Annotated in this window: 13 protein-coding genes and 1 pseudogene; 10 read left to right on the forward strand and 4 right to left on the reverse strand. The window is 34.3% G+C overall.

The window, feature by feature from the left end:
- Positions 1 to 177: 177 nt before the first annotated feature.
- Entirely contained in the window at positions 178 to 2268 is a 2091-nt protein-coding gene (locus SP041_RS03475) for a TonB-dependent siderophore receptor (protein ID WP_025564436.1), read from the reverse strand.
- 752 nt (positions 2269 to 3020) lie between these two features.
- Complete coding sequence (locus SP041_RS03480) at positions 3021 to 3911, reverse strand: Fe(3+) dicitrate ABC transporter substrate-binding protein (RefSeq protein ID WP_037048867.1); 891 nt, start codon at positions 3909 to 3911, stop codon at positions 3021 to 3023.
- Between the two features lie 257 nt (positions 3912 to 4168).
- Here SP041_RS03480 and SP041_RS03485 point away from each other — a divergent pair, with 257 nt between their 5' ends.
- The 4 genes from SP041_RS03485 (at position 4169) to SP041_RS03495 (ending at position 7614) form a co-directional block, all read left to right on the forward strand.
- On the forward strand, positions 4169 to 5347 hold the full coding sequence (locus SP041_RS03485; protein ID WP_025564432.1) for an MFS transporter: 1179 nt from the start codon (positions 4169 to 4171) through the stop codon (positions 5345 to 5347).
- Positions 5348 to 5544: 197 nt separating this feature from the next.
- Complete coding sequence (locus SP041_RS21330) at positions 5545 to 5679, forward strand: hypothetical protein (RefSeq protein WP_276607144.1); 135 nt, start codon at positions 5545 to 5547, stop codon at positions 5677 to 5679.
- A 393-nt stretch (positions 5680 to 6072) separates the two neighbouring features.
- The gene (ppiC, locus tag SP041_RS03490) at positions 6073 to 6351 is read left to right on the forward strand and encodes a peptidylprolyl isomerase PpiC (RefSeq protein WP_025564430.1); all 279 of its coding nucleotides are present in this window, start codon (positions 6073 to 6075) and stop codon (positions 6349 to 6351) included.
- A 375-nt stretch (positions 6352 to 6726) separates the two neighbouring features.
- Positions 6727 to 7614: a J domain-containing protein gene (locus tag SP041_RS03495; RefSeq protein WP_025564429.1), complete on the forward strand. Its 888-nt coding sequence runs from the start codon at positions 6727 to 6729 to the stop codon at positions 7612 to 7614.
- 210 nt (positions 7615 to 7824) lie between these two features.
- Here SP041_RS03495 and SP041_RS03500 read toward each other — a convergent pair.
- Positions 7825 to 8057 (reverse strand): annotated as a pseudogene (locus SP041_RS03500) (IS3 family transposase); the annotation flags it as partial.
- 222 nt (positions 8058 to 8279) lie between these two features.
- On the opposite strand from SP041_RS03500, the gene SP041_RS03505 reads away from it, so the two are divergent.
- The 3 genes from SP041_RS03505 (at position 8280) to SP041_RS21145 (ending at position 9407) form a co-directional block, all read left to right on the forward strand.
- Positions 8280 to 9047 (forward strand): hypothetical protein, encoded by a 768-nt coding sequence (locus SP041_RS03505; protein WP_025564427.1) that lies wholly within the window; start codon positions 8280 to 8282, stop codon positions 9045 to 9047.
- Positions 9048 to 9127: 80 nt separating this feature from the next.
- The gene (locus SP041_RS21140; protein WP_240791411.1) at positions 9128 to 9274 is read left to right on the forward strand and encodes a PAAR domain-containing protein; all 147 of its coding nucleotides are present in this window, start codon (positions 9128 to 9130) and stop codon (positions 9272 to 9274) included.
- A complete protein-coding gene (locus tag SP041_RS21145) occupies positions 9267 to 9407 on the forward strand; it encodes a PAAR domain-containing protein (RefSeq protein ID WP_240791412.1) in 141 nt (46 codons plus the stop codon). Before SP041_RS21140 ends, SP041_RS21145 begins: the two co-directional genes overlap by 8 nt.
- A 282-nt stretch (positions 9408 to 9689) precedes the next feature.
- Here the strand turns inward: SP041_RS21145 and SP041_RS03515 are convergent, their stop codons facing one another.
- Positions 9690 to 11540 (reverse strand): sigma 54-interacting transcriptional regulator, encoded by a 1851-nt coding sequence (locus SP041_RS03515; protein WP_025564425.1) that lies wholly within the window; start codon positions 11538 to 11540, stop codon positions 9690 to 9692.
- A gap of 378 nt (positions 11541 to 11918) precedes the next feature.
- Here SP041_RS03515 and cynS point away from each other — a divergent pair, with 378 nt between their 5' ends.
- The 3 genes from cynS to SP041_RS03530 all read left to right on the forward strand — a co-directional run bounded on the left by cynS (position 11919) and on the right by SP041_RS03530 (position 14396).
- Entirely contained in the window at positions 11919 to 12359 is a 441-nt protein-coding gene (gene cynS, locus SP041_RS03520; RefSeq protein WP_025564424.1) for a cyanase, read from the forward strand.
- A 129-nt stretch (positions 12360 to 12488) separates the two neighbouring features.
- The gene (locus SP041_RS03525; RefSeq protein WP_025564422.1) at positions 12489 to 13310 is read left to right on the forward strand and encodes a formate/nitrite transporter family protein; all 822 of its coding nucleotides are present in this window, start codon (positions 12489 to 12491) and stop codon (positions 13308 to 13310) included.
- A 252-nt stretch (positions 13311 to 13562) separates the two neighbouring features.
- On the forward strand, positions 13563 to 14396 hold the full coding sequence (locus tag SP041_RS03530; RefSeq protein ID WP_037048865.1) for a transcriptional regulator: 834 nt from the start codon (positions 13563 to 13565) through the stop codon (positions 14394 to 14396).
- The last annotated feature ends 35 nt before the right edge of the window (positions 14397 to 14431 follow it).

Below are 14431 nucleotides of genomic sequence, written 5' to 3' on the forward strand. Positions count from 1 at the left end.
AAAAGATGCAAGTAATTAATATCAAATCAATTTAGCTTAACAAAATTAAGTAAGTAATTATTGATAGGCTAACCTGCTTATTAACTTACTAATAAAAAAGGGACTAATAAATTTACTTATTGGTCCCTTTTTTCTAATAAATATTTATGTTTCAATTCTAAATTTTATTAATCAGATTTAGAATTTATAACCAAGATTTAAAGATACAGATCGCCCTGGTGCTGGTATCCGTCCAATGGCAGAAACATCTAGTCCTCTAAAGTAATAGTCATTATCGAATGCATTATTTAAAGCGACACTCGCTGTTAAACTTTGTGTTCCTTTCTTATATAACTCAGTTGCCGCTGTTAAATTAACGACAGTATAAGCTGGTAATTCACCGACTTCACCCGTTTCATCTTCCTCAACAGTATTTGCTGAGTCAGAAAATGCTTTACTGTAATAATAAGCGCTTAAACCTAAATCAATGTCGTTATAGTTGTAAGAAGCACTTGCAGAGAATTGATGTTTTGAAGCATCTTGAAGCTCATTTCCTTTGTTATCACCTTCAAGTTGTTCTGTATCAAGATAATTGTACGAAGCTCGTAAGGTTAATTCTGGTAAGTTTTCTGGTGAAAACTGTCCTTCAATTTCAACCCCTTGGCTACGAGTTTTACCAATGTTTTCAAATTGAGTACCGGTACTGTTCGACTCTATTTTATCTTTATTATCAATTCGGTATAAAGTTAAGTTAATGCTGCTATTATGCGTTGGTGTGAAACGAGTCCCTACTTCATAGTTCCATGATATTTCAGGATCTATTGAATCAGTTTGTGTTGTGCTTGTTAAATGGGATACTTGCGGCGTACGTAATGATTTTTGCACATTTGCAAAAGTAAACCATTGCTCAGATAGGGTGTAACCTAATGTTAAACTAGGTAGCACTTCTTTAATATGCTGTTTTTGTTGTGCACCAGAGACAACTTCATCGTAAGACAAACGAACATCTTCGTACCTTATACCAGGTGTTACAACAAAACGGTCATCAAAAAATCCAATTTTATTACTTACGTAATAAGCCATTGCATTAGTGGTTACTTTTCTATTGCGTATGAGTCTTGGTTCAGTCACGCCATCATAAAAAAATCGATTAAGACTTTGATCTATATCTTCATGTACATAACGAGTCCCAACTATCCAATCTTGTGTTATCTCCCCATCAATAAAAGCTGTTGCTCTAGGTTCAATTCCAAAAATCTCAAACTCTCGTGGGGCTGTATGGAATAGTGTTGGAGGAGTTAAAGTATTGGCATCATTTTCAAATGAAAATTCTCGGTCACTTTTATTAGCAAAAGTGATCAGATCAAATTCAGCATAATCAGCAATACCAATATCACCTAATATTTGATTGTAAGTTGTTGATAAACGGATGGTGTTAGCATCAAATGCATCGTTAGTACGTAATGATTGAATTCTATCTTCTTTATAGGCAGCTGGATTTAAGGCTCCAGGTAATTCTGTATCTGCCTCATAATATTGCAATGTTGTTGCTAATGATTTGTCATCACTAATTTTCCAATTTGTTTGTAACATCCAATTCTGCACATCCGTATCAGAGTGATCTCTAAATGATTCTCCGCTTAAAATATTACCACTAAAACGAATATCAAAATATTCATTAACTGAACCACCCGTGCTAAAAGAAGTATCATATAGTACTTTTTTGTTGCCGAAAAAAGTTACCTTTTCATTTAAACTTGTTGTCCATACTTCTGGAATAGGTTTAGAAATAAGATTAATAACACCACTTACATTATTAGGACCGTATTGCACTGCTGAACCTCCACGTACAACATCAATACGATCAATCATTTCTAAGGTTGCAGGAAATAAAGATTGCCCATTATGACTGTACGGAGCAAGACTTAGAGGAATACCGTCTAATAAGAATTGAGCATGACCACTACGGCTTGATGTTACACCACGTATAGATACATTAGGTAGAACACCTGTACCTGTTTCATCTAAGATCTTTACACCCGGTATTTGTTGAAGGGCTGTATCAATAGATCGAGCGCCTGTTTTTTCCAATTCTTTTGATGTTAAAATACTACGGCTACCTGTAAATAATTTAATATCTTCAACTTCAGAGTTACCTAAAACACTCGCCGTAACAACAATTGGTTCAATTTTATCTGCTTCATCTGCTTGTACATAGCTTGATATAAGTCCTGTAGCAATAGCAACTGAGAGCGTTGTCATTTTGAAGTGAACTGTTTTACCTTTCATTCTTTATTTCCTTATAGCTTATAGTGAGTTGTTTAGGCTATTTTTTAACACTTTAAATAATAGTTTTTGAGTCTTTTCTATTAAAGTAATAGAGCCATCTTCAACATGCTTTTTGAGTAGTTTGAATATTAAAATTAACAACAAATAAATTTATGTGGTTGCATTTAAATTAGAATTAATTCTACTCGTAACACATCAAAAATTAATGAAAGAGGACATAAGTTAAAACCTTTCATTTATCTATTAATGAATTTGAGGATAGATTTATGAAGAACCAGTATTTTAGTGATAAATAATATCTACATTAATTAAACGCTAATGATAATCAATTCCGTTTGTATGGCAAGGTTTATTAACTATTGTTTTGTAAATAGATGAAAACAGGTTTATTCACGGTCAGGTCATTGATAATAATTGTCTTTAAATAAAAGATATTTTTTAAAGTTCACTGTTAAGTTGTTGATATTGTTTCAATGATTTTATTTTTCATTACTTAATTTGATCAAATGTTAATCATTTAAAGCTACTTTCTTGGTGTACATTGTTAATGCTGCTCGAGATGGTTTTTAATAAAGCAGATTTATCTCAGCTATTAGTGACAACATTAGGGACAATTAGATAGATATCTCGTTTCAGGAGTAGCAGCTTTACATTGTCTAAAAATTATTGGCTTGCAATGAAAGTTAAGATTTTTCATTGCTGAAATCATAATGTAGTTACACCGTGTTTAAATCGACCTAAATACCTAAGTATTATTTGTTATTGAGCTCAGTAATTTCTTTTGCAATTGCTTCAGCAGCTAAAACACCACTGCTTAATGACCATATATTGGGAGATGTTGTAATTATCTGGCCTGATTTTGCGACAGCTAATAACTTCCAAAGTGGATTTTTTTTCCATTTATCGATAACGGTTGTTTCAGTATATTTCCCTACAAATAACCAATCTGGGTTTGTTTTCAAAAGTTGCTCAAAGCTTGTTTGTAAGTAAGCTTTTTTGGAATTGTTTATTAACGAACTGCTTAATCCTAATGCTTTAATAACACTGCCTGCATAAGCATATTGACTATGCATCCACATTCCTTTGTCGCTGATAATGGCAAACTGATATGTTTCTTCTGTATTAAGTTGATCTTTAAAATCAGACATTAGTTGGTAGTGTTGTTTCAATCGTAAATTTACGACTTCAGTTTTATCAATGGCAGCTGCAATTTTTTGTACTTCTATTAAATTCTCACGGTAAGTTATACCTCTACTTTTAAGCATCAATGTTGGTGCTATAAGTGATAAACCACTATATATAGAGCTATGGCGACCACTATCGGCAATGATTAAATCAGGTTTAAGAGCTGAAATTGCTTCTAAACTAGGTTGGTAACGAGATCCAACTGATTTCCAATCACTAATGAGGTTTCGAACACTTTTAATGATCCGTGTTTTATCGCCATCATCGGCGATACCAACTGGAGAAACGCCTGCAATAGCAAGTGCATCGACGAACGAGAAAGCCAATACAACAATACGCTTAGGAGTTTTCTCAAGTGTTAGTGTGCCTGATTGGTGTTTAATAGTGACGGCGTTAACTTGAAAACTAAAAAAAATGAGTAGCAGGGCTAATAATATTGAAGGTAAGCGAAAGAACATCTTTAAATCCATTTAACAATAAGATGAAAATGATAACTGTTATCGGGTATGATGTCATTAGATTTTATGGGGTATGCAGGTTGTTTGTATTTATTAATCTACGAATTTTCACATTATTTAAATACAATATTCGTTAGATCTTTCTCTTTCGACCTAGCACCTGTTGACTTCGCCGCTTTCTGGATTTTGCACTTTGAATGGTAACGGGTATATATCAATAACCAAAAGAACACCTTATTTTTAATTTAGAGTACGCTATGCGCATTGTTTATATTGTTTTATTTTGTCATTTTTTAACCGCTTTTACTGCATTAGGTATGCCTTTATTTATGCCAAGAATGTTAGATAGTTTGGTTGAAGGTGAGTCGCAATACTTGATAGGTGTTATGTTTATTGTTCCACCTTTGTGTGCTGCTCTAACTGCTCCTTGGTGGGGGCGGTTTGCAGATAAATATGGCAAAAAAAAATCCTTATTAAGGGCGCAAGGTGGGTTAACCGTTGGTTTTCTATTATCGGGGTTTGCAGATAATTTATGGTTATTTTGCTTTGGTTTAATAGTACAAGGCATCAGTGGTGGAACGCTTGCTGCCTCAAATGCTTACCTTAGTAGTCAATATAAAGGCTTAGCATTAACAAAAAGCCTCAATTTAACACAGTGTTCAGCTCGTTTAGCACTAGTGTCTAGTCCTATTATATTGGGCTTATTTATTCAAATAACTGAGCCGTTACATATTTATCGTTATTTATCATTATTGCCTTTGAGCGCATTATTAATAAGTTTATATTTGAAAAATGACGGTACGAAAAATAAATTAACGAACGATTTAGAAAATACTAAACAACAAAACACCATTTTTACTAAATTGCTCTTTCTGCAATTTCTATTTTGTTTTGCAATGGTGGTGACTTTTCCTTATTTTTTACCTTATGTACAAACATTAGGAAAAAGTAGCGACAGTATGGTCGGGTTTTATTATAGCTTGCCTCATCTTGTGTACTTATTGTTCGCTTTTTTTGTCGGGAAATTAGTGTTATCGCCACAAAAGCAAAGCTTATTTGGTTTTTCTCTTTTAGGGATCGCTTGTATAGGGCAGTTTAGTTTGCAAGGCATTGATTATCTTATCTATTATCGTATTTTATTTGGGGCCGGTATGGTATTTTGTTATAACAGTTTACATTTATTACTTAGTCAACAATTACAACAGCACCAAGCTGGGCTATCTTTTGGGCGTTTTGACGCTTGGGGAAAGTGGGCTGGTGTTTTTGCTGGATTAATAGCAAGCTTCTTCGCTCATTATTTCTCTGTACATTGGCCATTTTTATTGTCTAGCATTGCTTGTTTAATAGCGATTACAATTTTAATTACTTACACCAAACAACCTTTACTCAGAGCAGAACCATCGACTCATAACGTTTCTAAGGAATCTTTCAAATAAAATTCAGTTACCGATCACATATTATTTAACCTCTTTAAACCCTTCGCTTTAATCCCGCTTTATTCTGATTCAAATCAAAGTTGTTAATGCTCTCTTTCAATACATTGTCACTACGTAGTTAGTACGCAATAACAATATAGCGACTACCTGCACTTGATTAACAAATGTTAATACTCAATGTCATTAAGGAGTTAAGAATGCAATTTTTCGCTATGTTATTAGATGATCCTGTCGTAGCGGCAGGTGTCGCAGTGATTGTCAGTACAACTTTTATTATTGGTTATATTGCTTATTATTTTATTAAAAATGTCATTAATTCTAAACCTCGTTAGTTTTAGCTAAATTATTTTATGTTTGTTTGATATGTCATAATGGTTTTATCATTTTGCTTGGTTAATGGTTAATGGTTAATGGCTAATGGTTAATTTAGTAAGGTTATTGGTAGAAACTGTATTTATTACTCAATATAAAAGTACTGGACAGAGAAGTATTGAACAGAGAAATGCTCAAGATAAAGAGGATAAGTAACCGTTTTAACTATTTATAAGGTGTATAGATTCCCCTTTAAGCATTTATTAGACGGTTATTAACTCCCTTTAAATCCTTTTTAATGACAACGTCCTTCGCCGCTTAACCACACTAGTAGTTATCAGTGAATAATAGTTATTAGTTAAAATACAGGTATAATTATGAAAAGTAATATTGTCTAAAAAGAGATTTAAATCATGGCTAAAACCGCATCAGCACTTCATATCCTAGTAAAGCATCAAGACAAAGCAGAAGATATTATTGCTCAATTAAAAAAGGGCGCTAAATTTCAAACATTAGCAAAAAAGTATTCTACTTGCCCGTCAGGTAAAAAAGGAGGGGATTTAGGTGAGTTTAAAAAAGGTCAAATGGTACCTGCCTTTGATAAAGTTTGCTTTACTGCTGAGTTAATTACCCCACATTTAGTAAAAACCAAACACGGTTGGCATGTGGTTAAAGTGCTATATAGAACTTAATCAGAGTCTCATCATAATTTGCCTTGAGTCGTCATCGTTAAGTTATGCTGTTCGACTTTTTATGGCCTTCAATCTGTACATGTTTAGCTCTGTTGCTGAAAACAATGATCTGGCTTAAATATTCCATTATTTACCTAATCACAAAGAAGTAATTACATTATAAAATGATGTTATTCAGTTATTTTTTAAGATATCTATTTGTTTTATGGTTATTTTTTTGATTTTAATGTTCCTGAGTGTCACAATCAGTTTATTAAAGATGGATCTGAATTCCGATGAAAAATGATGGCTTAATAAATACAAAATAATAAAATTACAATAAAAGTAATATTAAACCATTGACCTCAACACCTAGCTAATAAGTGCCTCATTAAAATGAATAACCATGATATTTTAGGGACAAATGACTCTTGGTCAAATAAAGCGATCAGAAAACAATTTAAATTGTTATCGCTTAAAATCCATCCGGATAAGTCTGGAACAAGTGAATTATTTAAAATTGTTCATATTGCTTATAAAAAAGTAATGAATGGGGGAGGTAATGAACATTTTGTTTATTTGCCTTCTGAAGAAGTTGTTGTTGATGAAACGACACAAGATCCTGAGTCATTAAAGATACAAGTACTTCAGTTGATCGAAGAAGTCAGGATTAAAACGGATTGTTTAGATGAAGCCAATGCGCAAATTCGCAAGCTTACCGCTGATTCTGATGTGTCTAAAATTGCAGGACAGTTAAAGTTAGCACTCAGTGCTTTGTTTATTATGATTGTCGGTGGTGCATTACTATTGACCACAAACTGGAATAATGTAGAACAGTCTATTGCTCCATCGGCTCGCTTCTTCCTTAGTTCTACGCCGAAAACGTTACCTGAAATACCAAAGCTGCTATTGAAATCTAAAAAACGTGATTGGAGTAATGTGCCTGGTTATTCTGAAGAAGGTGACTTTGGCGATTTTATTCTTATTACTGAGTTAGGCATTCCTACTTTGATGTTTGAAATTGACCAAACGTTATATCACGGTGAACAAAAAGCAAAATTAAGAAATGAAAAACACGGTTCTTGTGAAGCGGCATTAGGCATAAATGATTATCAAAAAGTGGGATTAATAAACCCATTTGCGAGAGCAACCATCGATTCTGATTTTGTATTTTCTATTTGGTTATTCGACAGTGTTGACCTTGAAATATTTAAAGACTTCAAAACACTCACGTTAATTTGTGATGACTTGATTTACAGTGCAGAGTTAAAGCTGAAAAAATAAGCGCTAAGCTTCAACTAGCTTCATCAGTTAATTAAAATTCTTATTTCTCGAATAGCTTGTTGGACTCTATGTAGCGTGCTTCTTGGAAGATAGTCTCGAGGATTTATAACTAAAGTATCGCTGCTTACTTTAAAACTCAATATTGGGAAGGTAAGCAGTCATTTTTAGATATAATTATTAACTATTCTGTTCAAGCCCAACCGGACACCTGACTTTGTATGCTTGGCGTAGCTTAACAACGAGTTTCAACTTACGCATGATGCTACGCGTACGGTGACGGCCGACTTTAAATCCTGCTGCTCTTACGAGCCTAAACTGCCACGACTGCGTTTAAATAGCTGTCGTGCAGTACGGTACATATTCAATTCTTCTTCACTGATAATTTTAGCCGATCGTTCTAGCCAATCATAAAATACACTGCGACTCACTTGTAGTACATGACAAGAATGTGGGTATAGTAGAAAAAATATCTTGGGGTGAGACTATCAATCCAATTTCTATATTATCTTCAGTTGACGATATCATTGAAGAGAGCGATTCGACGTTTTTTACGATGGGTTGTTAGCATAAATTATTAACATAGTTTATTAACATAAGGCAATGTTTTTCATAAGAGTACCGTTACATTGCCTACGTAATTTTAGTGTGATTTTAAAAGGTATTAAATGAGTAAAATAATTAAGCGTCCTGACTATATTAGTTATGATCAAAGATTCATAAAGCGTGGTGAATGGAGCCAAGAAGATATTAATAGTTTAGAGTCAGAAAGGGCATTAGCACAATGGGAAGTTAAAAATGCATTCATGTGGAAAATAGGTCCATGGGCTTTTCATTTAAAAGTATTAGCGATTCCTTTATTTATTCTCATGATTGTTTTTTTTAGCACTGGTTTTAGTCCTATGACGTTAACGGCTGTAATTTTAGTTTTTGTGATGTTTGGCCCGATTTATTATCTATCTCGCAGTCAGTACCACTATGTGGCATATAAATTAACTGATTCTGGATTTTTATTGGATAATTTGAAAGTTTATCCTCGGTTTCGTTATGGCAGGCAAGATCCGAGAAAATTTATGGCCTTTATGAGGATAGTTGCTGTTATTTTAGTGATCATTGCTCTTGTTATTAATCCTTTATATCTAATGGGGGCTGGATCTGTAATGCTTTTAAGCTTCATGAAGCCTTGGGTTGACGATGGAGAAAAAGTTTTATATGTACCTTTTTATTGGCACGATCATAGAGCCGGAGATAGAAGTTGTATATACAAAGTAAATATTTGTAAAAAACGTCGTATTGTAGAATTAAAGGCAAAAGATCCTACTTTCAGTTGCCGGTTATTCTGTACTAAACAAAATTTTGAACAAATCATTCAAATTGTCATAGATAGACTTCCTAGTGATGTCGAATATGTGCAAGATGAACCTATTTATCAATAATGATTTGGCTCTATTTTAATATAATAAATTTAGCAATTAAAAAACTTTATGAACATAAATTAATGACACGGATATAGAAAATGGGTAAACCTGCAGCAACAATTTCAAGTTATCACATGTGCCCAATAAAACGGCTAAAAAACCTCACGATTGTCGCGGGCGCGGCTAATGTATTAATTGGCGGTTTACCAGTGGCATTAATTGGCGATAAATGTGTGTGTGTGTGAAGGACCACCTGATGCGATTGCTGCAGGTTCAGCTACTGTCACTGTCAATGGTAAAGGCATCGCTCGGTTAGGTGATGCTATCGTGCATGGTGGTAAAATCATGGAAGGTAACCCAACCGTATTGGTGGGTTAAGCTAAATAATGAGGAATAAAATACTGAGTAGAAGTACCTTATAATCATATTAAGTCCAAATTTATTTTTTCTACACAAAAGCTAGATCAACTATTTAATGTTATCGGTATAAATCGTAATACACACATATGGTCTGTAAACAGGTTACAAGTTTCCATTTGATCAATGGGATTTTTCATCAATTGATACGATAACCATGGCTTTTATTGTGAGTCGTTATCCTTTTATTTAAGGGCTTATTTTTTACATTCGCCACACTCAAAAATCATAAAAAGCTTTCATTTATACAAATACGAGTCGGTTGATAGCATATTTTTTTAATTTAGAGCTTAACGTTGTGGGCTTTAATCCCAGTAATGCTGCTGCACCATCTTCACCGTAAATTTTGCCATTACAATCTCTTAAAGCTTGCTCTAAATTACTTTTCTCCAATTGTTTATGTTGTATTGCACTGATCACATTAGTATTAAGGTTTCGGCTAACGGTACGACTTTCTATATTTGTTTCTCTGCCTAAAAAATCAAAACTTAATTTATTACTTTTAGACAGAATAACCTGACGCTCTATAATGTTTTCAAGTTCACGAATGTTGCCTGGCCATGCATAATCTTGTAAATATTGCATTTGTGATAAAGGGACTTTAGGTGTTGATTGATTGAGTTGTAAACAAATCTTATCGATGAAGTGTTTTACTAATAAAGGTAAATCATCTATTCGTTCTCGTAATGGCGGTGATTTAATAGGGAATACATTTAACCTAAAATACAGATCTTCTCTAAACTTGTTTTTTTCAACTAACTTTTTTAAATCTCTGTTAGTTGCTGCAATCACTCTCACATCAACATGGCGTGTTTTCGATTCACCGACACGTTCAAACTGTTGTTCCTGTAATACTCGTAATAATTTACCTTGCAGTTGTAGTGGTATTTCTCCTACTTCATCTAAAAAGAGAGTGGCGCCATCGGCTAACTCAAAGCGGCCTATTCGATCTGTAATTGCCCCAGAGAAAGCGCCTTTAACGTGACCAAAAAATTCACTTTCAAATAATTCTGATGGAATGGCTGCGCAGTTAACGCGAATGAGTGGCCTTATTTTACGTTGACTCGCTTCATGGATGGATCGTGCAATAAGCTCTTTACCTGTACCCGATTCTCCAACAATTAACACATTGGCATTAGTCGGGGCGACTAATTCGATTTGGTTCATCATATGTTTGATTTTAATACTTTTACCAATCATGTATTGATGATTAAAATCTGCATTTATCTCTTCAAGTAGATAAGCATTTTCCATCTCTAAGCGTTGTTTAAGGGCATCAACTTCTTTTAGTGCTGTTAATAGTTTATCTTGAGTTCGTTTACGCTCGGTGATATCTCGAAAGATAACGACCGCACCGATTAAAGAACCCTCTTCAGTGAGCGGGGTACTGGTATATTCCACTGGAATCGGTTTGTTTGTTTTCGACCAAAATACTTCGTTATCAACACTGTGTACGGCTCCGTCATTAAAAGCTTCATAAATAGGGCAGGTATGTACTTCATAGTGACTGCCATTAAGGTGTGAGTGATGAATAATGTCATGTATTTTCTTACCCATTAATTCGGGTTTAGTCCAACCTAAGATTTGTTCGGCAGCTGCATTTACAAAAGTGGTTTTACCTTGTGAATCTACACCGTATATACCATCACCGACGGCTGTCAGCAAAAGTTGATTCTGTCGTTCTATTTGCTCGAAAATAGTTTCATCTTTATTCCAATGAAAAAATCCAGACTGATAATTAGATTCAATAATCGCGTTAAAGTGGCGTTTAAACGTTATGTGGTTATCTTCGCAGCTCAATAAAATATTGCACTCTAATTGAGTTGCATTGATTCCTAAATATATAGTTTTATGTTCTATATCAATACTCAAATCACTACTCCAAGCTGAACCTTGAGTTAACACTTGTTGCGTAAATAAATGTAACTTGTCTATGCAGCTTTGGAATAGCTGAGTGACTTTCTTTTGTCTTAAATCTCTTTCGTTTAATCCAAATGTTTTTTCAGCTAATTGGTTAACAGCCAATACTTGGTCGTTGATCGGGTCAATCAGTAACATGGCTGTTGGAGCATTTAAGAACAGTTGGTTCAACATATTAAGCACAGCCTTATTTTATATTCAAAATTAATAGCTTATGGCAAAGCAACTATTAAGCCAAATCAACGATATTTCGTTGAATTAGCAACTTTAAATCGTTGCTCAACGTTTTTTCGTGGTTAATTGTTTCATTAAGTATTTTTAAATTGATTAAAAAACAATAAGTTAATGCTTTCTTGTCTATTGGCATACTTAATGCAATGTATAAACGTAGACAACTATTAATTTAATAAAGAAGGTTGTCAGCAGTGGTGTAACGAGATGTTAGATAATAGTGGTTGATATTTTTGCACCATTATCGGGCGGTTTAATCTTAATTATCGTGCTATTTCATACATTCCAAAACGGTAAATAAAAAACAGTAAAGGAAAGAAAATGAAAAAAATTGATGTAACAGAAGCAATATTTGCAATTAAAAAAGACAGAGAGCTAACGTGGGAAGCTATTTCTGATGCGATAGGTATGTCTATTGTATGGACGACCTCTGCTTGCTTAGGTATGAACAGCTTTACTGAAGAAACGGCTGATAAATTGATTAAATACTTAGACTTACCGATGGATAGCAAAGCGACTTTACTTGAGAATCCAACAAAAGAATGGGACAAAGCCGTACCGCAAGATCCACTCATTTACCGCCTTTATGAAGTCGTAGGTGTTTATGGCGATACGTTAAAGGAAGTGATTCAAGAAAAATTTGGTGATGGCATCATGAGTGCGATCGATTTCACTATGGATGTAGATAAACAAGAAGATCCAAAAGGTGATCGTGTAATTGTCACGCTTAATGGGAAATTCTTACCTTATAAAGCTTGGTAAACGGTTTAAAGATTAAAGTAATAAAAGTACGCAAGGATTGTTCCTCAACAAGTATGTTGAATATATAGGTAAGTGATTTGTTAATGTATTTTATATAAATACTTACCACATAATAAAAGTGAGAAAATTATGTCTTATTTAGAACCTACAGAATTTGTTACAAAAATGGTTGATACTGGTGAATCAAAAGTTTTCATGTCAACTAAGGATACGTTAATACGCGCATTTATGGCAGGCGCTATTTTGGGACTGGCAGCGGTATTTGCTATCACAGTTGCAACAAAAACTGGTAGTCCAATATTAGGGGCTTGTTTGTTCCCTGTTGGCTTTATTATGTTGTATCTAATGAAGTTTGACTTGCTAACCGGTGTATTTACTTTAGTACCGTTAGCGTTACTTGATAAACGTTCGGGTGTGACTCTTTCGGGTGTTATGCGAAACTGGGGATTAGTTTTTATTGGTAATTTCGCAGGGGCGATGACCACGGCATTTTTCATGTCATTCATCTTAACTTATGGTTACTCAGCAGATGGTGGTGTTATCGCTGCTAAAGTAAGTAGCATAGGTGAATCTCGTACATTAGGTTATCAAGAACACGGCATCAGTGGCTGGTTTACTATCTTTATACGTGGCATGTTATGTAACTGGATGGTGTCAATGGGCGTTGTTGGTGCACTAATTTCTACTTCAGCAGGTAGTAAAATGGCGGCAATGTGGATGCCAGTTATGTTGTTCTTTTACATGGGTTTTGAACATTCAATTGTTAATATGTTTTTATTCCCATTCTCAATGATCATGGGTGGTGATTTCACTGTTTACGATTATTTACTATGGAATGAAATTCCAACGGTATTGGGTAATTTAGCAGGTGGTTTATTATTAGTCGGTTTACCGTTGTACTACACGCACGTTAAAACATCTGCAACTCGTAAAGTGTTAAACCGTGTTTAATTTTTTTAATCACAGCTTATTTAATTTTCTTTACTAATTAGGTTACAAGATAAAATAAATAATATTCGGAAGGCTCCATGATTAACGTTATGGGGCCTTTTTTGATTTTAATAGAGCATAAATATAAAGCTGATTTTTATCTTTTAATATGAAGTCCCTAGTATTAAGCCAATTAAAAGTATCGGTAGATTGTATAGGGCATGATACCTGTGTATATTAGCCTTACATTTTTGTTTTAGTGAACTTATTCTATTGACCGTCAAGCAACATAAAAACGCAACAACCACTCCAGAAATTAGAGCTTTTATTCGCGCTTCTGAATTGCCGACGGCAGTATTAGCACGTCTTTTAAAAATATCTGAATCTACTGTGCGTAAATGGCGCCAACGTGAAACGCTTGAAGATGCTTCTCATATTCCGAAACACTCTAAAACAACACTTACCTTGCAACAACAATACGTTGTGGTGCAATTACGTACCCATTTGATGCTCTCTCTCGATGAGTTATTAAAAGTGTGTCGTCAATTTATCAATGAAAACACATCCCGTGCCGGCCTACAGCGCTGTTTGAAACGACATGGTGTTTCTAAATTAGCCGATATTGACCCTGCTGGTGAATTGATTGAGCTTGAGCAACAGGTAAGCGTTGCGATTCAAGATAATACTTCCGATAAAGTAATGAACTCAGTGGTTAATCCACAAGCAATGTTAGACGTCTTAAATCAATTACGCCTCGAAGAAGTGAATAAAGAACAAAGCAGTGAGCTTGCTAACCATGCGCGAACAGCAAAAACACGTAGTTTAACTTGTTCTGATGTCGTGCAAGTGAGCGTAACAACGTTGCCTGAACTTGATAAAAAGTCAGAGATAAAGTCAGAAAAAAATATTAAGCAACATCGCCTATTAATCGCTAATGACCCTGACAGTCAGTGGGTTTATGTGGATTTATATCAAGACGATGAAGCGGATGCTGCAAGACGTTATATGAAACATGTTTTAAAGCACGCACCATTCCATATTCGTCGTTTATTAGCGGCAAATTATAATGAATTTTTAAGCAGATTTCATTTGTTGAGTGAACAGTAAAATTCAGCAAATTAATAGTAATGCCATTGGAGAAA

Source organism: Psychromonas sp. SP041 (assembly GCF_000470315.2).
Taxonomy (GTDB): domain Bacteria; phylum Pseudomonadota; class Gammaproteobacteria; order Enterobacterales; family Psychromonadaceae; genus Psychromonas.

Excerpts from the sequence above, each read along its gene's own strand:
- SP041_RS03475 (WP_025564436.1), bottom strand. The coding sequence starts at position 2,268 with ATGAAAGGTAAAACAGTTCACTTCAAAATGACAACGCTCTCAGTTGCT.
- SP041_RS03480 (WP_037048867.1), bottom strand. The coding sequence starts at position 3,911 with ATGTTCTTTCGCTTACCTTCAATATTATTAGCCCTGCTACTCATTTTT.
- SP041_RS03485 (WP_025564432.1), top strand. The coding sequence starts at position 4,169 with ATGCGCATTGTTTATATTGTTTTATTTTGTCATTTTTTAACCGCTTTT.
- SP041_RS21330 (WP_276607144.1), top strand. The coding sequence starts at position 5,545 with ATGCAATTTTTCGCTATGTTATTAGATGATCCTGTCGTAGCGGCAGGT.
- ppiC (WP_025564430.1), top strand. The coding sequence starts at position 6,073 with ATGGCTAAAACCGCATCAGCACTTCATATCCTAGTAAAGCATCAAGAC.
- SP041_RS03495 (WP_025564429.1), top strand. The coding sequence starts at position 6,727 with ATGAATAACCATGATATTTTAGGGACAAATGACTCTTGGTCAAATAAA.
- SP041_RS03505 (WP_025564427.1), top strand. The coding sequence starts at position 8,280 with ATGAGTAAAATAATTAAGCGTCCTGACTATATTAGTTATGATCAAAGA.
- SP041_RS21140 (WP_240791411.1), top strand. The coding sequence starts at position 9,128 with ATGGGTAAACCTGCAGCAACAATTTCAAGTTATCACATGTGCCCAATA.
- SP041_RS03515 (WP_025564425.1), bottom strand. The coding sequence starts at position 11,540 with ATGTTGAACCAACTGTTCTTAAATGCTCCAACAGCCATGTTACTGATT.
- cynS (WP_025564424.1), top strand. The coding sequence starts at position 11,919 with ATGAAAAAAATTGATGTAACAGAAGCAATATTTGCAATTAAAAAAGAC.
- SP041_RS03525 (WP_025564422.1), top strand. The coding sequence starts at position 12,489 with ATGTCTTATTTAGAACCTACAGAATTTGTTACAAAAATGGTTGATACT.